Raw genomic sequence first — 20596 nt, 5'->3', positions numbered from 1 at the left:
TCAGATTGGAGTATAGAAAATGGCAACTATAAAAGATATAGCCAAGGTGGCAAAAGTATCACAGGCAACCGTTTCAAATGTTTTAAACGGGAAAGATAATGTAAGCAGTGATAAAATACGTAGAGTAATGAAAGCAGTTGAGGATATGGGCTATGTTATAAATGAAAAGGCTCAAAACCTCAGAAAGGGTACTGCAAAGATTTTAGCAGTTGTAGTTCCAAATTTATATGATAAAACATACATAGATTTTTTTTCCAGTTTTAAAGATTATGCGGAAAGAAAAGAATATACAGTAGATTTATACATTACAAATGATGATGATGATTATGAGAGGAAGCAGATTCAGAAAATTAAATCCAGAATGACGGAGGGAGTAGCTGTTTTTACATCCATATCAGATGGAAGTGAGGCTTACTATGAAGCAGGATTTTCAAATAAAGATGTTATTTTTATATCTAATAAACAGCCATACAGTTGTAAGTTTATCGGGTATGATGATATAGAGGCCGGAAAGGAGATTGCAAAAAAAATATTGCAAGGTAATTATGAAAAAGTTGCTCTTTTAACAGGACCTCTTACATATTCAGGGAAAATGGACTTTCGTAATTCATTTTTAGAAAGTATTGGAAAATCAGATAAAATATCAGAAGTATATGAGAGAGTTACTACTGAGCAGTGCAAATATCAGAATGTAGTGAGAGTTTTTACTCATATGCAACCTGATGCAGTCATTACTGACAGTATATCATTGGCTCAAACGGTAAAAAGTGTATATCAAAACTTCTATAGAAATAAGCCGGTAGATATTTTTTCACTTTCTCCTGTATATACTATTCCTGAAAGAGATATTATTAGGTATGAAATAGACTATAGAAAAATGGGTATAGATGCCGCTTCATATCTAATAAACCGTAACTGGGAAAATAGAAATGAACTGATTATAGAATCAAAAGGATTTTCAGATTGGCCAAAAATAAATTCAAAAAATGAAGAAAATGTATTGAATATTTTATCTATTGCAAGCCCTACTACACGAGCACTTAAGACAGTGGTAAATTTATATGAATTTAATACCGGAATAAAGATAAGAATAACAGAATCAGACTATGAAAGTATGTATAAACTGGTAAAAAACAGGGGGGCGGAACTGTCATATGATATAGTTCGTATGGATAAGGATTGGTTTCCGGTTTTAGCTAAATCGGTATTTGTGCCACTTACAAACATAGAATCCAATATCGGTAACAGCTTAGACGGTTTTTTGCCTAATGCACTAAAAAATTATTCTTATCTTGATGGTGATATTTATGCATTACCGGGAACACCAAGTATTCAATTACTGTTTTATAGAAAGGATTTGTTTGAAGATACAAGATTAAAAAGATTATATTATGAGATGTACAAGAAATCATTAGAGGTTCCAAAGACCTTTGAAGAGTATAATCGTATTGCGTATTTTTTTACAAATGAATTTAACAATGAATCTCCGATTAAGTATGGTTGCAGCTTTACATCAGGAGAACACGGAACTGTCGGTGTTGAATTTTTGATGCGATATTTTAGTCATTCAAAAAGATTATTTGATGAAAATGGAAATATTCTTTTAAATACTGAGGCAGCAAGAGATGCATTAAGAGAAACTAAAGACTCTTGGAATTGTTCCTCAAAAATAGAGCACAATTGGTGGACAGATTCAGCTCAGGAGTTTGCGGAAGGTGATACGGCAATGGGTATTTATATGATAAACCATGTTAGTGGATTTGTCGGACCCGACTCAAAGATTAGAGGGAAAATAGGGTGGTCTATTGTACCCGGAGATAATCCTATGCTTGGTGGTAGTGTTCTTGGTATTTCTAAATATTCAAAAAATAAGGATATTGCTTTAGACTTTTTGAAATGGATTAGTCGAGATGATATAGGTACAGCTACTGTATTACTTGGCGGTATGTCTGCAAAAAAAAAGGCATATGATGATGCTGAAGTAAATGATGCTTATCCATGGCTTGATTATGCAAAAAAATGTTTTAAAAATGCTCAGACCAACTACTATCCTATAGTAGATGGAGATAATATTGGATTAAAAGAGTTGCAGAATTTACTAGGTGTGGCAATAAAAAAAGGTATAATGGAGCATTTAGATATTGATGAAATACTTGAAACTGCTATGACCGATTATAAAAATTTGAAAAAGAAAAAACTTTAATATGCAGAGGGAGGCTTTAAATGTCTGATTTTCCTTATAAATCAAGTAAATATAGATATACAGCAATAAGATTTATTAAAAATAAAAAAGGTATATTTGGAATACCGAAGATTAATATAAGTGCAGATTTTGAATGTGAGATTACAAAAGAAAACGGTTTATATTATGAAACAGATGGAGAAATTGTAATTTATATAAAGCATTTTATCTTAAAGGATGCTTGCTTGATTTCTATAGACGTAGAAGACAGTGAAGAATATGAAATAAAGTATATATTATGTGAAGGCAAATATATAGCATTTGATCACAGTAATAACAAATATATATTTCAAATTGAAATTAGTGGACTTCTTGGTCCGACAAGAACATTATATGCACATAGTATTTTAAGAGAAGACGGCATTACTCTTAGAGTTGAAGAGAACGATATTGGAAGGTGTGCGGGAAAATATGATAAAGATACATATCCGCAAACTCAAATCGATGCTTCGGTTCACTATACATTTGCGGCAAGAGAAGTCTTAAGGCATATGGGTATAGGAAAATATTTGCATGACAATCATCTCGGATATATATTGCTTCTTGGATTTGAAACTTGTAATGAGTTACACCCTGATTATCCACCGCATTGGCATTTGATATTCAGATGGCCATATTTTTGTGGCTCACAGGCACCTCATATATACATTGATAAAGAAGGAAAGATGGAGTCAAATGTAACTTATATTGACGGAATAAGTGGAGTATGCAGAAAGTATCAGACTTTAGAATGGTGCAAGATGGTTGATATGTACGGTGCGGATGTAATTGCTTTTAGACTGGTAGAAGATGGAGGTATGGAGCTTACTTCTCCCGGTGGAAATACCTATAAAATTGCCCCTTATAGTATGGAAGACGGTGTAAAAGTATATTGTGATGAAAGGTATATTGGTAATATTACCATAAAAAATGACACTGATAATGGACAGATTAAGTTATTATGGAATAACAGCGATTGTATTCAAGATTCTTATAAAGAGATTATCGAATATGATCAATATACGGGAAACATCAAAAAAGTTGAATGTGTCGATAGTATATAAATATAAGGAGATGCTAAATGGAAAAATATGTAATAAATGATAGTATTTTTTTATTTCAGCTTATATGTGCCGGACTTTGTGGTACAGCTTTAGGTGTGGAACGACAGAGTAGAATGAAGTCTGCCGGAGTAAGAACACATTTCATAGTATCCGTAGCATCTGCACTTATGATGATTGTATCAAAATACGGTTTTTTAGACGTTATATCTATTGAAGGTGTAAGTGTAGATATATCCAGAGTTGCAGCAGGAATTATATCAGGCATAGGCATACTTGGAGGAGGATTGATTTTTATCAGTAAACAAGGTCTTGTTCGAGGTATGACAACAGCTGCCGGAATATGGATGACAGTAGGCATTGGTATGGCTATAGGTGCAAGAATGTATGTACTGGGTTTTGAAGGTACAATTCTTATACTTCTTATGCAGTGCTTATTCCATAGAAAACTCGAAATACTAAAAGATCCGTTAAGAGCAAAGGTAATGTTTTTGGTTGGAGACAAAAAAGAGGATGTAGAAACTATAGTTCAAAAACTTGAGGCAATTGGTATTGAAGTAAGTATGATAAAGATTGAAAGAAAGGGAGAAAAAAAATTTCAAATGAAATGTGAAACTGTACTTCCAAGAAATATGGAAAGGGATGATTTTACAGAAAAAATTGTGGGAATAGAAAATTTGTTGTCATATGAGGTTTAGAGAACAAAAATGTTTAATGACATAATGGATGTTATATGAAATAAAAAATAAGATATTGAAATCTAAAATTTAATATGTTAGACTGAAAGAGGCAAATGAAGTTAAGATATGTAGTCGGATAGTGCTACAATAAGAAAGCCACGAGCTCGTATCTCGTGGCTTTTTCCGTTATAGTAGTAGATGTCATTTGCTGTTTACAGATGAATGGAGTAGAATGAATTTTCATATAATAAAAAGCGTTGCCAAAGGTTCTATAGCCGAGGAGCTTGAAATAGAGCCGGGAGATAAGCTTATATCTATCGACGGCAATGAGATAAAAGATGTATTGGATTATAGATATTATATAAATGCCGAAGAATTTACCATGTTGATAGAAAAGGCAAATGGTGAAGAATGGGAGCTGGATATTGAAAGTGATTATGAAGATATAGGAATTGAGTTTGAAGAAGGACTTATGAGTGATTATAAATCCTGTACAAATAATTGTATATTCTGCTTTATAGACCAGATGCCGGAGGGAATGAGAGAGACTCTTTATTTTAAAGATGATGATTCCAGACTTTCCTTTTTACAGGGTAATTATGTAACACTTACAAATATGAAGGATGCGGATATTGACAGAATAATAAAGTTTAACCTGGCACCTATAAATATATCAGTGCATACCACCAATCCCGAACTTAGAAAAAAAATGCTTCACAATCGCTTTGCCGGAGAGTCACTCAGATATATAGATAAACTGTATGAAAAAAATGTACCTATGAACGGTCAGGTGGTGATGTGCCCGGGATATAATGACGGTGAAGAGTTAAGAAAAACATTAAATGATTTATTAAAATATGCTCCAACAATGGAAAGTGTATCTGTAGTGCCGGTTGGTATTACAAAATTCAGAGATGATTTACCGAGGCTTACACTTGTGGATAAGGCTAAAGCAATAGAAACAATCGGAATAATAGAGGAAATTCAAAAAAAGGCGATGGAAAAATGTAATAAACATTTTGCACAGGCAAGTGATGAATTTTATCTTATTGCCGGTAAAGAGATGCCAAAGGAAGAGACTTATGACGGATATATTCAACTTGAAAACGGTGTCGGAATGCTTAGGCTTTTAAGTGAAGAAGTAAAGGATGCCATAGAGAATTTAAAGATAGATAAGGAAGATATAAAAAAAGAAGAAACTATAAGTATTGCAACAGCTATTTTGCCGGCACACTCTATGAAGACTTTGGTAAAGAGAGTGGAGCAAAGATTTCCGACTAAAAAGATAAATTTCTATACCATAAGGAATGATTTTTTTGGAGAAAGAATCACTGTAGCAGGGCTTCTGACCGGAGTTGATATAATAAATCAGCTAAAGGGCAAGGAACTTGGTGACAGGCTTTTACTGTCGGTGAATATGTTTAGAAGCGGAGAAGAGGTGTTGCTTGATGATTTGACCAGAACCGATATTGAAAGAAGTTTGAATGTCAAGACCGTTATAGTAGGTCAGTCGGGTTATGATCTGGTAAATGCTATAGTTTCAGATAATTATATAGAAGAAAATGCCTATAAGGCATATGAAAAAGGAGTAAATAATGAGTAAACCTGTAGTTGCCATCATAGGCAGACCAAATGTCGGAAAGTCCACATTATTTAATGCCATAGCCGGAGAGCCTATTTCCATTGTTAAGGATACACCGGGAGTTACAAGAGACAGGATTTATGCAGATTGTACATGGCTGGATATGAATTTTACCTTAATAGATACAGGTGGTATAGAGCCTGACAGCAGTGATATTATACTTTCACAGATGAGGGAGCAGGCTGAGATAGCTATAGAAACAGCTGATGTAATTGTTTTTATAACAGATGTGCGTCAGGGGCTTGTAGATTCCGATTCCAAGGTCTGTGATATGCTTAGAAAATCAAGAAAACCTGTGGTACTTGCGGTAAATAAAGTAGATTCTATTGCCAAGTTTGGAAATGATGTATATGAGTTTTACAATCTGGGTATTGGAGATCCTGTGGCTATATCCGCCGCATCAAGGCTTGGAATAGGTGATTTGCTTGATGCCGTAGCGGTACATTTTAAGAGCAAGGGAAATGAAAGTGAAGAGGATGATGACATACCGAGAATAGCCATAGTCGGAAAGCCGAATGTAGGTAAATCATCCATTATAAACAGGCTTACAGGACAAAACAGGGTTATAGTATCGGATATTGCAGGAACCACCAGAGATGCTATAGATACCGTAGTGGTAAATAATAAGCAGGAATATGTATTTATTGATACCGCAGGACTTAGAAGAAAATCAAAGGTAAAGGAAGATATTGAAAGATACTCCATTATAAGAACGGTAACAGCGGTGGAAAGAGCGGATGTGGTAATTCTTGTTATAGATGCAAATGAAGGTGTGACCGAGCAGGATGCCAAGATTGCAGGTATTGCACATGACAGAGGCAAGGGTATTATATTTGCCGTAAATAAATGGGATTTGGTGGAAAAAGACAATAAGACTATTTATGAGTATACCGACAATATAAAAAGAATACTCTCATTTATGCCATATGCAGAATATATTTTTATATCTGCACTAAGTGGACAGAGATTACAAAAACTTTTTGAAATGATAGATATTGTCAGAGAAAATCAGACTTTAAGAATACAAACAGGTGTACTTAATGAAATAATCTCTGAGGCTACCGTTATGCAACAGCCACCATCCGACAAGGGCAAGAGATTAAAGATTTTTTATACCACACAGGTGGCGGTCAAACCGCCTACATTCGTTATTTTTGTTAATATAAAGCAGCTTATGCATTTCTCCTATCAAAGATATTTGGAGAATAAGATTAGGGAGGCCTTTGGATTTAAGGGAACTTCTATCAGATTTATTATCAGAGAAAGAGGAGAGGATGCAAAATAATGTTTAGGATTCTTCTTTTAATAATAGGATACTTTATCGGAAATATTGAGACCGGATATATATTCGGAAAGCTCAATAAAATGGATATAAGAAACTACGGCTCGGGGAATGCAGGTGCTACAAATACTCTTAGGGTACTTGGACCAAAGGCAGGATTTATAGTTTTTTTGGGAGATTTTTGTAAATCACTGATACCATGTCTGTTGGTAAGATTTATTTGTAGAGATAATGTCAGTCTCAGCTATGTGTATATGCTATATATTGGACTTGGAGTAGTACTTGGTCATAACTTCCCATTCTATCTTGGATTTAAGGGTGGAAAGGGAGTTGCTTCAACAGCAGGTATAATAATGGCTCTTGATTATAGAATTGCTTTTGTTTGTCTGGCTATATTTATCTTGATAGTTGCTATAACAAGATATGTATCACTTGCATCCATTTTTGTTATGATTATTTTTATAGGTATGGCACATTTTTTTGTAAGGACAGATTATGGCTTTGCAGATGGAAGTTCTACTGTAGAATTTAGAATATTGGTTGCCGTTATAGGACTTTTGTCAATATTTATGCATAGAGCAAATATAAAGAGATTAGTAAGCGGAACTGAGAATAAAATCGGGAAAAAGGTGGAAAAATGAAAATTGCTGTTATTGGTTCGGGAACCTGGGGAATGGCACTTGCAAGGCTTCTGTCTGACAACGGACATAGCGTAAAGGTATGGTCAGCCATTGAAAGTGAAATAAAAGAGCTTAGAGAAAAGCGTACACATAAAAATCTGCCGGGTGTTGTATTTGATGAAGCGATTCGATTTGAGACTGATTTGGAAGTTGCTATGGAAGGCTCCAAGATTTGTGTGCTTTCAGTACCTTCAATTTTCACAAGAAGTACTGCAAAAAGAATGGCACCGTTTTATGAAGAAGGACAAATCATTGTAAATGTTGCAAAGGGTATTGAAGAAAATACTCTTGAAATACTTACAGAGCAGATTTTGGATGAAATAAAGAATGCAAATGTAGCAGTACTTTCAGGGCCAAGCCATGCTGAAGAGGTGGTAAGACTTCTGCCTACTACATGTGTAGCCGGAGCAAATGATTTAAAGACTGCTGAGCTGATTCAGTCTGTATTTATGAGTCCGGTATTCAGAGTATATACTTCTACAGATATGCTTGGTATTGAGCTTGGCGGTTCACTAAAAAATGTTATAGCATTGGCGGCAGGTATCTCAGACGGACTTGGCTATGGTGACAATGCCAAGGCTGCTCTTATTACCAGAGGAATTGTTGAAATAAGCAGACTCGGTACAGCTATGGGAGCCAGAATAGAGACATTCTACGGGTTGTCAGGTATCGGTGATCTGATAGTTACCTGTGCAAGTAAGCACAGCAGAAACAGAAAAGCCGGTATGCTTATGGGACAGGGAAAGACCATGGATGAGGCTATGAAAGAGGTGGCAATGGTGGTGGAAGGTGTGTATTCAGCTAAGGCAGCCAAGGCTCTGGCTGATAAATATAATATATGTATGCCCATAGTAAATGAGGTAAATGCGGTACTTTTTGATAATAAAGATCCGAAGCAGGCGGTGGATGCACTGATGCTTAGAGATAAGATATCAGAAAGCATCGGAATGTAAAAAGAGGGATGAGTTAAAGTATAAACTTTTACTCATCCCGTTTAAATTTATTTTGCCTGCTGTAAATCCGCCCTCGGTGTGGCAATCATTGACCAGTTGGAGTGGTAAATCACAAAGCCCGGAGCGGCACCTGCAACTTTTTTAATATTTTTTCTTTGAATATAGTCTACTTCGACTTTTTCGGAATCCTTTGCCTTTGAATAAAAGGCTGCAAGTGCGGCTGCCTCTTCATAAGTTCTATCCGGAAGCTCTTCTTCATTGTTTGATTTTAAAATCACATGTGAGCCGGGTATACCCTTTGCGTGAAACCACCAGTCATTCCCTGTAGCAAGTTTAAAAGTGAGCTCCTCATTCTGATAATTGTTTTTACCTACATAAATGTCATATCCGTCGCTTGAAATATAGTGATATGGATGTGAGGAGGTCTTTTTTTGCTTTGAAGAAGAATGTTTTTTGATATAACCAAAGTCAATGAGCTCCTGGCGTATCTGTGAAAGGCTCTCATCATCACTTGATACTTCCAGTGCGGTCTGTATGGATAGCAGATGCTCCATGTCTTTTTTGGTATTGACTATCTCTTCGCTGAGTGCCTTGGTTGTTCGACTTAGCTTTGCATATTTATCATAGTATTTCTTGGCATTTTCTTTAGCCGATTTATGCTTATCAAGCGGTATAGTGATTTCCTTATTATCATCATAAAAATTTTCTGTGGTAAATGAACCTTCTCCCCCCTTTAGGCTGTAACCATAAGTATTTAATAAATCACCGTAAACTCTGTAGATATCTTTTTTATCAGCATCCTGTAACTGTTTTTCTTGTAAATCAAATTTTTTTGACGCTCTTTCAAGTGCAGTATTTACAATACGGCGCAAATCAGAGCTTTTTTGCCTGTTAAGTACAAAGGCTTCTCTAAAAGAGTAGAAATTGTAAAGCATTTCACTTACAGAGTCAAAAAAAACTTTTTTATATTCTTCATTTTCATAAGAAAAAAGATTTATAGAAGAAAATTCAAATGCCTCTTCGCCACGATATATGATGTTGGGAGAGAAATTATGTAAGGAAATATCTTCCAATAAATTTTTAATTGTATGAAACAGATGTGTATATTCAAGTTCATTAAGTGATGTGGAAGGGGCTTGAGAAGAAAGTGATGCACGAATAAGGATTTCTTCTGCAATAAGCGGGCTTATACCGGCAAAATTCATATATATAGACTTTGAAAGAGCATATTCCTTTGACTTTAATATATCTTTAAATTCCTCCAAAGTAACTGTAAGTAAATCTTTTTTCTTTAATTCATCCGGAAGAAAGTACTGCCTTCCGGGCAAAACCTCTCTAAGTGAACTCATATTTGCGGAAATTCTTTTTATTGAATCAATTATTTTATTATTTTCATCTGTAAATATTATATTTGAATGTTTGCCCATTATTTCCACATACATTTTTTTGTGGCTGATATCACCGAGTTCATTTAAATGCTCAAGTTCAAAACATAATATTCTCTCAAGATCCCTTTGAGATATATCGATTATTTTTGCCGTTCCTATGTATTTTCTAAGAAGCATTAAAAATGCCGGAGCAACTTTGGGAGCGGGTTTATTTACATCCGTAAGGTATACAAGTGGAAGTGAAGCACTTGCAGATACCAAAAGTCTATAAGTTTTTGCATTATTTTTAACTGTAAAAATAAGCTCGTTTTCTTCCGGCATGGAAATTTTTGAAATTCTGCCGCCTACAAGCTTTGTATTCAATTCATATGATAAATTTGATATTACTATGCCGTCAAAAGCCATTTTATTACCTCTATCCTAAACTTAAATCTTAATAGTAATTTTAAAAATACATTATACCACAGTATATCTATATATACTGCATTATTTAGAGAAATAAATGAAACTGAAATTTATAGATATTATGTTTTAATAATTTTATAGATATTATGTTTTAATAATTTTATAGATATTATGTTTTAATAATAATTATGCAACAAAAAAATTGGATGTAATTTTCATCACTTTGTTAAAAACTTGAACAAAGTTATTTTAGGATATTACAGAATTTATATTGATGTAGAAAAATTGTATGTATTCATAAGAAAACACAAAATTCCTTTATTATTTATATGCACTATGATAGAATAACAAGCATGATGGATGAAAAAATACACATATCAATGGATATTCTCATTTATTATTGTCTGAAAATATAAGAAAAATGCTAAATAAGTCTGTACTAAGGGTTTGAAAACTCTTTTTTTACATCTTTGAGTTAGGTGATACTTACTAATTAAAGCAATTATCATCAATGCATAAATTTACAGAAAATAATTTGGAAGCGAATATCAAATTGATTGTCTTTAGAAAGGAGGCATTAAAAGTATAGTTTACTAAGATTATTTTTCATTCCATATAATATTAGATGTTACTACACTTATACTAGAGGGGGTACTTATTTTGTGAAAAGAACATTCAATAGAATAGCTACATTGATGTTTGCTTCTACATTAGCATTCGTGAATACATTTCCAAGCCAAGGGGCTGTTACAAAGGGGAAGTGGGAATTATCAGGTGATACCTGGAAATTTTATAATGAAAAGAATGAAGTCCATAAGGGCTGGGTTGAAACTTCTTCAGGATGGTATTATCTTGATCCTGAAACAGGAAACATGAAGACCGGATGGCAAAATATAAATGGAGTAGATTATTATTTTGACTCTGACAAGGATGGGGTATCGGGACATATGCATACCGGATGGTATAAAAATCCGGAAGGTAAATGGTATTTTTTCAATCCTGATCCTGCAACAGGTGGAGGAATGCTTACCGGATGGCAGTGGGTAGACGGATATTGCTATTATTTTGATCCTACACCGGGAAAAGATGGTGGCGGAATGGTTGTCGGTAAGACCACACCTGACGGATTTAAGATTAATGAAAACGGTCAATGGACTGATGACTCAGGGAAAGTACAGTATGTTGCAGGAAAGGGGTTCTCAACAAGTAATTCCGGAACTGCCGGAGGAGGTTCCAATACTTCTACCGATACATCAAAAGATTCCAAATCAAGGAAAGAAAAATCATCAGGACAGAGACGAAGCCATGGTGGAAGCGGTTCGGGAGGATCATCAGGAGGAGCAGGGCAGTCAAGCAATCCAAATGAAAAGCCGAAAACACCTGAAAATAAGGAAGAGAGTAAGCCAAGCGAGAAGCCTAAAACACCTGAAAATAAGGAAGAAAGTAAGCCAAGCGAGAGCGAAAAGCCTAAGACACCTGAAAATAAGGGAGAGGGTAAGCCAAGCGAGAAGCCGAAGGCACCTGAAAACAAGGAAGAGGGTAAGCCAAGCGAGAGTGAAAAACCGAAGGCACCTGAAAATAAGGAAGAGGGTAAGCCAAGCGAGAGTGAAAAACCGAAGGCACCTGAAAATAAGGAAGAGGGTAAGCCAAGCGAGAGCGAAAAGCCGAAGGCACCTGAAAATAAGGAAGAGGGTAAGCCAAGCGAGAGTGAAAAGCCTAAGACACCTGAAAATAAGGGAGAGAATAAGCCAAGTGAGAGTGAAAAACCGAAGGCACCTGAAAATAAGGAAGAGGGTAAGCCAAGCGAGAGCGAAAAGCCTAAGACACCTGAAAATAAGGAAGAGAATAAGCCAAGTGAGAGTGAAAATGCTCTTACGGACGGTGAATGGTATGGAACAGCTACCTGGAGCAGATACAAGCTTCAAAGAGGTTCAAATATCGTTAAGGTAACTATAAAGGACGGAAAAATCGAAAAGGTAGATTCTGTAGTATATACAGATGATGATAAGATAGCGGGAAGCTATGAAAGAAAGAGAGATTATCTTCTTGAGAAGTTTAAGGGACTTGAAAATGTTGACGGAATCAAAAAGCAGCTTAGCGAAAGAAAAGGCGAGATTTTTGATGCAGTCAGCGGAGCAACAGAAACAGCGCAGGGACATGTAAGTGCTGTGGAGAATGCCCTTGAGAGATCAAAGAAGTTTAAAAAAGACCAAAAGGTTCAAAGAATTGACTATATTGAGTTTAAAACAAGACCTGACAGTGTTGCAACAGGTCAGAGCCTTGATCTTTCAAAAACAGTGCTTAAGCTTCATTTAAAGGGTGGAGAGGTAAAAGAAATAACACCTGCAGAGTTTGCAGAGTATGGAATAGTTACCGATCCTCTACATGGAAGCGCATTGCCGTCATTACTTGAGTTTGTACATGTACATTTTAAGAATGCGGATTCTCTTATAGATATACAAAGTGAGATTCAGGTAAGAAAGAAACTTGGTAAAAAATATCCTGATAAGATAGTGATTTCATATGAGAGCGGAGAAACAAAGGATATCACATTAACTAAGGATGAATATCGCTATACAGTTGAAGCTAAGGGAAAGATAAAAGAAATGACAATCTACTCCGGAGAAGAGGAGCTTGGAAAGGCAAAGTATGACAGAGATCTTTCACAGTGGCGCTTCAATATGAAAGAGATAGCCCATCCGGGATATGATGCATGGGGATATGATGTATATGCGGTAATAGTTGATGTATCAAAGGATACCTCTGAGATAGCATCATTTGCCCTTGAGACAAAGCTTATAAAGAAGAACTACTATGTAGGAGACAGCCTTGAAATCGGAGGCCTTGAGATAAATGCCGTTACAAAGAACGGAAACAATAAGGCATTTGTAGGCTGGGAAGCATGTAAGACGGGAGGATTCACCTCAGATCCTGATAACGGATATGTGTTTACAAGTGCTGATATAGGTGAGAAAACCATCACTATCAGAAAGAGCATAGGCGGACAGACTGTAGAAAAGACGTTTACAGTAAATGTATCCGATCCAAAGAAACAGGCACCTGCAAAGATTGAACTTTATGCAGGCGAGAAGAAGCTTACAACAGTAAATGTAGACTTTAATAAGTTTAGAGAGGCGCAGGGGTATTTAAAGATATTTAATGTTGAGATACCTAAAGAGTATGAAAACTGGACTAAGGATACCTTCACTGTAAAGGCATACAATGAGGACGGAGTATTACTTGAGAGCAAAGTAGGAAAGAAATACTCTGTACTTACAGTGGACTTTGCCAACTACAGAGCATTCCATGAAAGCGGCGGCTATGTATGGATAGGCTTTAAGTTTGTGGAAACAGCTGCAAGCCAAAGCGAATATGTGGACGGTGAATGGTATGGAACAGCTACCTGGAGCAGATACAAGCTTCAAAGAGGTTCAAATATAGTTAAGGTAACTATAAAGAATGGAAAGATAGAGAAGGTAGATTCTGTAGTATATACTGATGATGATAAGATAGCGGGAAGCTATGAAAGAAAGAGAGATTATCTTCTTGAGAAGTTTAAGGGACTTGAAAATGTTGAAGGAATCAAAAAGCAGCTAAGTGAAAGAAAGGGCGAGATTTTTGATGCAGTCAGCGGAGCAACAGAAACAGCACAGGGACATGTAAGTGCTGTGGAGAATGCCCTTGAGAGATCAAAGAAGTTTAAAAAAGACCAAAAAGTTCAAAGAATTGACTATATTGAGTTTAAAACAAGACCTGACAGTGTTGCAACAGGTCAGAGCCTTGATCTTTCAAAAACAGTGCTTAAGCTTCATTTAAAGGGTGGAGAGGTAAAAGAGATAACCGCTGCAGAGTTTGCAGAGTATGGAATAGTTACCGATCCTCTACATGGAAGCGCATTGCCGTCATTACTTGAGTTTGTACATGTACATTTTAAGAATGCGGATTCTCTTATAGATATACAAAGTGAGATTCAGGTAAGAAAGAAACTTGGTAAAAAATATCCTGATAAGATAAAGATATCATATGAGAGTGGAGAAACAAAGGATATCACATTAACTAAGGATGAATATCGCTATACAGTTGAGGCTAAGGGAAAGATAAAAGAAATGACAATCTACTCCGGAGAAGAGGAGCTTGGAAAGGCAAAGTATGACAGAGATCTTTCACAGTGGCGTTTCAATATGAAAGAGATAGCCCATCCGGGATATGATGCATGGGGATATGATGTATATGCGGTAATAGTTGATGTATCAAAGGATACCTCTGAGATAGCATCATTTGCTCTTGAGACAAAGCTTATAAAGAAGAACTACTATGTAGGAGACAGCCTTGAAATCGGAGGCCTTGAGATAAATGCCGTAACAAAGAACGGAAACAATAAGGCATTTGTAGGCTGGGAAGCATGTAAGACGGGAGGATTCACCTCAGATCCTGATAACGGATATGTGTTTACAAGTGCTGATATAGGTGAGAAAACCATCACTATTAGAAAGAGCATAGGCGGACAGACTGTAGAAAAAACATTTACGGTAAATGTATCCGATCCAAAGAAGCAGGCACCTGCAAAGATTGAACTTTATGCAGGCGAGAAGAAGCTTACAACAGTAAATGTAGACTTTAATAAGTTTAGAGAGGCGCAGGGGTATTTAAAGATATTTAATGTTGAGATACCTAAAGAGTATGAAAACTGGACTAAGGATACCTTCACTGTAAAAGCCTATAATGAGGACGGAGTATTACTTGAGAGCAAGGTAGGAAAGAAATACTCTGTACTTACAGTGGACTTTGCCAACTACAGAGCATTCCATGAAAGCGGCGGATATGTATGGATAGGCTTTAAGTTTGTGGAAACACCACAGAAAGAGCAGGTATTACCGGCTGCAGTTGAATTATATGATAAGCAGGAACTTATTTACAATAAAACAGGTATTACAAAGCAGGAGTTTGAAGGAAGTAATGCACATTTAGTGCTGGATGTCACAATACCTAAAAAGTATGAGAATAAATGGAATGAGGATACATTTACAGTAAAAGTACTTGATTCCAACGGCATACAGCTTAATTACAGCCTTACAAAGAGCGACAATATCTTAAATATCAAACTTGTAGATTATCACAGCCCGCAGTTTGGAAACGGAAGTATAGGACTAAGGTTTAAATACGAAGGTGGTGAAAGTGAAGCCGAAACTATAAAGACTGCAAAGGGAGAGGCTCAGATGGAGACTTTCTTCTATAAGGCAAAAGTTTTGGTAACATATAATGAAAAAACAGGAAAAATTATAAAGGTTGAAGATGACGGCACAAACCCGGGAAATACCCATAACAGAGTTTACTGGAATATGTCGCTTGAAATGTTTGATAAACTTGTAGGAAAAACAAAGGACAGTGTTGATACTGTTGATGCTATTACAGGGGCAACACTTTCATCAAATGCCATTAAAAATGCCGTAAAGGATGCATTCCCTAAGCCACCTGTATCCGAAGAAACCAATATGGATAAATTGAATCTGGTAGTGGACGGAAAGACACATACTTATTATTACAAAAAGTATGATCCTAAAAATACCAACATGACATTTATTGTAAACGGCAAGGATGTAACCAATAAGGCTAATCTGGTAAGAAATCCATATGTACCTAAGGTATACTATTATGTAGAGGATGATCAAAAACTTACTGGAAACCTATACGGTACTGCTGATTTCCCATACTCATACTTCTATTTAAGGGAGCTTTTAGCTATAAGAACTGCGCCTTCATTCGGAGGTGATCCTACAATAGGTCAGGAACCTACTCCATTGCAAATGATGAGCTTTGGAGGAAGATATGATGCAGTAAGCTCTTCCAAAATAGGAAGCTATGGCAAATTTGCTACAGCGGCTTATACAGATAAAACCGAAACAGGATATAAGATTAAGGGAGTTAAAACACCGGTTCAGGTAGATGCTGATCTGTATGCAAAAGTAAAACTTTTGGCAGCTGTAGGTGCGGAAAATCATACAGCACTTATTCCGGCAATTACAAGTATGACTGCTCCGGATTCCGTTACAGGAATAAGCAGAGAGGTTACAAAAACAGAATTGCCTACTTATAAGGTTATTAATTATGATTCTACAATCTCTGAAATGAAGGCAAGTGAGAATACTCCTGAAATAAATGCCAATCCTTCAGATGTAAGAGTTTCACTCACAGATCAAAGCGAGTATGGAAATTATCAAATCAACCTTGAAGGTCTGCCTGAGGAAATAAAGACTGATAAGAATGTACTCGGTGTAACATTTGAGGCAGGAAGCAGTAAGAGAAATGCTAAAGTTTTCGGATTATCACATGTTGACAATATTATTGCTGACGGTGAGCTTGCATTCTCAGTGGAGATGGGAAAATATGGCGGCAACTTAGCACATAAGCGTTTTGCTTCATTACCGGGTGATAAGATTTACAAAATTACATATTTATTAAGTGATCACAAGAAGTTTGAGATAGACGGATTGGAATTATATATTCCTAAGAGACTTCGCAGCAGTCATATACCGGCTATAGCATCAAAAACAGAGTTCAGTGCGGAAAACGGGGCAGATGTAACATTTGATATGAGAAAGATGCCTTATGAGGGATATGAGATTGGTGATCTATACTTCGGTTCAAAAGATAATGCTAAGAAACTTGTTGAAGGAAGCGATTATACATTTGATAAAACAAATGAAACTCTTTCAATTAAGAGTACGGAAAACACCGGTATGGGAGAGTATACAGTTATCTTAAAAGATGCAAATAAAAAAGACGGATACTGCTCCACAAGCTTTAAGTTTGAACTTGGTGAAGCAAAAGAGAAAGAAGAAGGACAGGACAATATAGTAAAAGATGTTGTAGAGAATGTTACAATGTTCGGATACTATGCAAGCCTCAGAGTAACCTTCAATAAAAAGACCGGAGTTATTGTAAGTGTAGAAGACAATGAAACAAGCCCGGGAGCTAATGCCGGATTCTGGTCAAATGCATTAAGAATGTTGCCTAATTTTGTCGGAAAGAAAGCATCTGAAATTGATTCTGTAGACAGTATAAGCGGTGCAACAGTATCATCAGTTGCTATAAAAAAGGCTGTTAAAAAAGCGTTTGCAGACCAAAGCGGCTTTAGAATGGCAAACAGAGATATGGCTGCACAGCAGAGACTTGCTACAGACAGTAATGCCACAAAGCCTGTAGAAGAAAAAAGAAATGATTCAGAAAATGATAGAGAAGATTTAACAATTTCTCCAAATCATGCAGGAAGAAAAGGCATTATGAAAAATAAAATCTTGGGACTATATGATCCTAAAAATCTGATTGTTAAATAGTAAATATTTACTTTCAAGAAGGCGATGCTTTATGTGGGCATCGCTTTTTTATTATTTTACCATTACAATATGGACATTGAGTTTTAACAATGATTGTGATATTATAAAAACAGTTTGTCTATAAAAATAGAAGGCATTGCCTAAGAATAAGTGAGGTGTATTATGACTATTTTGTTATCATCATTTATAGGAAGTTTAGTTAAGGCTATTATTTTTGGAATTTTAGCTTTTATAGGTATAAAGCTGGGCAAAAAAGTAAGAGATATGAGAAAAGGAAAGTAATAGATATATGAGCAACACAAGTGTACACAGTGAAAAAGGGGTAAACCGGATACGAAAAAAATTTCTTGATTTTTTTGAGGAGAAAGGTCATCTGTCAATGAAGAGCTTCTCTTTGGTTCCTCATAATGATAATTCACTACTATTGATTAACTCAGGTATGGCACCGCTTAAGCCATATTTTACCGGACAGGAAATACCGCCAAGAAAAAGAGTATGTACATGTCAAAAATGTATTCGTACAGGAGATATAGAGAATGTAGGAAAGACAGCAAGACATGGTACATTTTTTGAGATGCTTGGAAATTTCTCATTCGGAGATTATTTCAAGCATGAAGCAATAGCATGGACCTGGGAGTTTTTGACAGAGGTTGCAGGTCTTGATGCAAACAGACTTTATCCTTCCGTCTATTTAGAGGATGATGAGGCATTTGAGATCTGGAATAAAGAGATAGGGATTCCGGCTGAGAGAATATTTAAGTTCGGAAAAGAGGATAACTTTTGGGAGCATGGAGAGGGACCTTGTGGACCTTGCTCAGAAGTTTATTATGACAGAGGTGAGAAGTACGGATGTGGAAAACCTTCATGTACAGTAGGCTGTGATTGTGACAGATATATGGAAGTCTGGAACAATGTATTTTCACAGTTTAACTCTGACGGAAAGGGTAATTACACAGAACTTGTACAAAAGAATATAGATACAGGTATGGGACTTGAAAGACTTGCGGTAGCACTTCAGGATGTAGAGTCTATCTTTGAGGTTGATACAATAAAGAGTCTGCTTGATCGAGTGGCAGCTTTGGCAAAGACCTCATATAAAGAGGATGCAAAGAAGGACATATCACTTCGTCTTATTACAGACCATATCAGATCATGCACATTTATGATCTCAGACGGTATTATGCCAAGTAATGAAGGCAGAGGTTATGTACTTAGAAGACTCTTAAGAAGAGCGGCAAGACATGGAAGAATGCTTGGTATAAAGGATACATTCCTTGCATCTCTTGCAAATACAGTAATAGAGCTCTCAAAGGACGGCTATCCTGAACTTGAAGAGAAAAAAGAGATGATTCTTAAGGTTCTTACCGAGGAAGAGAACAAATTTGATAAGACCATAGATCAGGGACTTTCAATTCTTTCAGAGATAGAGGAAAATCTTACAAAGAGCGGTGAAAAGGTTATTTCAGGTGAGGATGCATTCAGACTGTACGATACTTACGGTTTCCCTCTTGACCTCACAAAGGAGATAATTGAAGAAAAGGGCTTTACTGTAGATGAGGCAGGCTTTAATAAGGCTATGGAGGCTCAGAGAAACCAGGCAAGAGCAGCCAGAAAAGCTACAAACTATATGGGTGCGGATGTTACCATATATCAATCACTTGATCCGAAGCTTACCTCAGTATTTGAGGGTTATGACAGTCTTTTGGATACAGGAAAGATAACAGCACTTACAACAGAGGATGAGATAGTCGAAGCTATAGCTGAAGGTGATCATGGTACTATTATTCTTGATAAGACTTCATTTTATGCTACCATGGGTGGACAAAATGCCGATATAGGTCTTATAAAGAAAGATGATGCAGTATTTAATGTAGTTGATGTTATCAAGCTTTCAGGTGATAAGATAGGACATGTAGGATTTGTAACTAAGGGCATGTTTAAGCTTGGTGATACAGTGGAGACTGTTGTAGATGCCGATAACAGAAAGAAAACAGCAGCAAATCACTCCGCAACTCACCTTTTACATAAGGCACTTAGAGAGGTGCTTGGAAACCATGTAGAGCAGGCGGGAAGCTATGTAGCTGCAGACAGACTTAGATTTGACTTTACACATTTTAAGAGCCTTACAAAGGAAGAGATTGCAAATGTAGAGGCAATTGTAAATGCTGAGATAAATAAAGCGCTTCCTGTAGTTACTGATGTGATGAATGTGGAGGATGCTAAAAAAAGCGGTGCAATGGCACTCTTTGGTGAAAAATACCGGGGTGATGTAAGAGTTGTCAGCATGGGAGATTTTTCAAAGGAGCTTTGCGGTGGTACTCATGTACATAATACAGCAGATATTAAGCTTTTTAAGGTTCTTTCAGAAAACGGTATTGCGGCAGGTGTTAGAAGAATAGAAGCACTCACAGGTGACGGAGTTATAGAATTCTATCAGGATATAGAGAGCAGAATGCAAAAAATGGCTGAACTCTTAAAAACAGGCGAAGCCGAGCTTATTACAAAGGCAGAGAGTTTGCTTGATGAAATGAAAACTCTTAAGTCTGAGAATGAGAAGCTTAAAGCAAAGCTTGCAAGTGAGGCACTTGGAGACAGTGCGGAAAATATTGAAACAATAAACGGAGTTAAGTTCATCGCAATGCAGGTAAGCGGAGTTGAGATGAATGAACTTAGAAACCTTGGAGATAAGCTTAAGAATGATGTGGATGACGGCATGGTTGTTCTTGCATCAGATGTGGAAGGCAAGGTTAATCTCTTATGTATGGCAGGAGATAATGCTCTTAAAGCAGGGGCACATGCCGGAAATATCATTAAGGCTATTGCAACACTTGTAGGAGGCGGAGGCGGTGGCAGACCGAATATCGCTCAGGCAGGTGGAAAAAATCCTGCAGGTATCAAGGATGCCCTTGATAAGGCAAAGGAAGAGTTTAAATCACAGTTAGCATAGGGG

10 protein-coding genes are annotated in these 20596 nt (G+C 36.4%); 9 read left to right on the top strand and 1 reads right to left on the bottom strand.

Annotation, left to right across the window (positions count from 1 at the left end; translation table 11 throughout):
* The first annotated feature begins 19 nt into the window (after window positions 1-19).
* From J4O15_RS12315 to J4O15_RS12285, 7 genes are all read left to right on the top strand, one after another.
* A complete protein-coding gene (locus tag J4O15_RS12315; RefSeq protein ID WP_208100975.1) occupies window positions 20-2203 on the top strand; it encodes an extracellular solute-binding protein in 2184 nt (727 codons plus the stop codon).
* A gap of 20 nt (window positions 2204-2223) precedes the next feature.
* A complete protein-coding gene (locus J4O15_RS12310; RefSeq protein ID WP_208100974.1) occupies window positions 2224-3285 on the top strand; it encodes a hypothetical protein in 1062 nt (353 codons plus the stop codon).
* 17 nt (window positions 3286-3302) lie between these two features.
* Entirely contained in the window at window positions 3303-3980 is a 678-nt protein-coding gene (locus J4O15_RS12305) for an MgtC/SapB family protein (RefSeq protein ID WP_208100973.1), read from the top strand.
* Between the two features lie 214 nt (window positions 3981-4194).
* Window positions 4195-5565, top strand: coding sequence for a DUF512 domain-containing protein (locus tag J4O15_RS12300; protein WP_208100972.1), 1371 nt, complete (start codon window positions 4195-4197; stop codon window positions 5563-5565).
* Window positions 5558-6889 (top strand): ribosome biogenesis GTPase Der, encoded by a 1332-nt coding sequence (gene der, locus J4O15_RS12295; RefSeq protein WP_208100971.1) that lies wholly within the window; start codon window positions 5558-5560, stop codon window positions 6887-6889. The genes J4O15_RS12300 and der overlap by 8 nt, the downstream gene beginning before the upstream one ends.
* Window positions 6889-7527: a glycerol-3-phosphate 1-O-acyltransferase PlsY gene (plsY, locus tag J4O15_RS12290; protein WP_208100970.1), complete on the top strand. Its 639-nt coding sequence runs from the start codon at window positions 6889-6891 to the stop codon at window positions 7525-7527. Before der ends, plsY begins: the two co-directional genes overlap by 1 nt.
* Window positions 7524-8519: an NAD(P)H-dependent glycerol-3-phosphate dehydrogenase gene (locus J4O15_RS12285; RefSeq protein WP_208100969.1), complete on the top strand. Its 996-nt coding sequence runs from the start codon at window positions 7524-7526 to the stop codon at window positions 8517-8519. The genes plsY and J4O15_RS12285 overlap by 4 nt, the downstream gene beginning before the upstream one ends.
* A 47-nt stretch (window positions 8520-8566) precedes the next feature.
* Here the strand turns inward: J4O15_RS12285 and J4O15_RS12280 are convergent, their stop codons facing one another.
* Complete coding sequence (locus tag J4O15_RS12280; protein WP_208100968.1) at window positions 8567-10312, bottom strand: Rqc2 family fibronectin-binding protein; 1746 nt, start codon at window positions 10310-10312, stop codon at window positions 8567-8569.
* 662 nt (window positions 10313-10974) lie between these two features.
* On the opposite strand from J4O15_RS12280, the gene J4O15_RS15995 reads away from it, so the two are divergent.
* Together J4O15_RS15995 and alaS are read left to right on the top strand one after the other, a co-directional pair.
* Complete coding sequence (locus J4O15_RS15995; RefSeq protein ID WP_330638811.1) at window positions 10975-17646, top strand: FMN-binding protein; 6672 nt, start codon at window positions 10975-10977, stop codon at window positions 17644-17646.
* A 289-nt stretch (window positions 17647-17935) separates the two neighbouring features.
* Window positions 17936-20593 carry an alanine--tRNA ligase gene (gene alaS, locus J4O15_RS12265; RefSeq protein ID WP_208100967.1) on the top strand — a complete coding sequence of 886 codons (2658 nt, stop codon included), beginning with the start codon at window positions 17936-17938 and terminating at the stop codon, window positions 20591-20593.
* Window positions 20594-20596 lie beyond the last annotated feature (3 nt).

Source organism: Lachnoanaerobaculum sp. Marseille-Q4761 (genome assembly GCF_017565785.1).
Classification (GTDB): Bacteria; Bacillota; Clostridia; order Lachnospirales; family Lachnospiraceae; genus Lachnoanaerobaculum.
The sequence above is the reverse complement of the archived record's forward strand: the minus strand, read 5'-3'. Positions and strand labels throughout refer to the sequence as shown.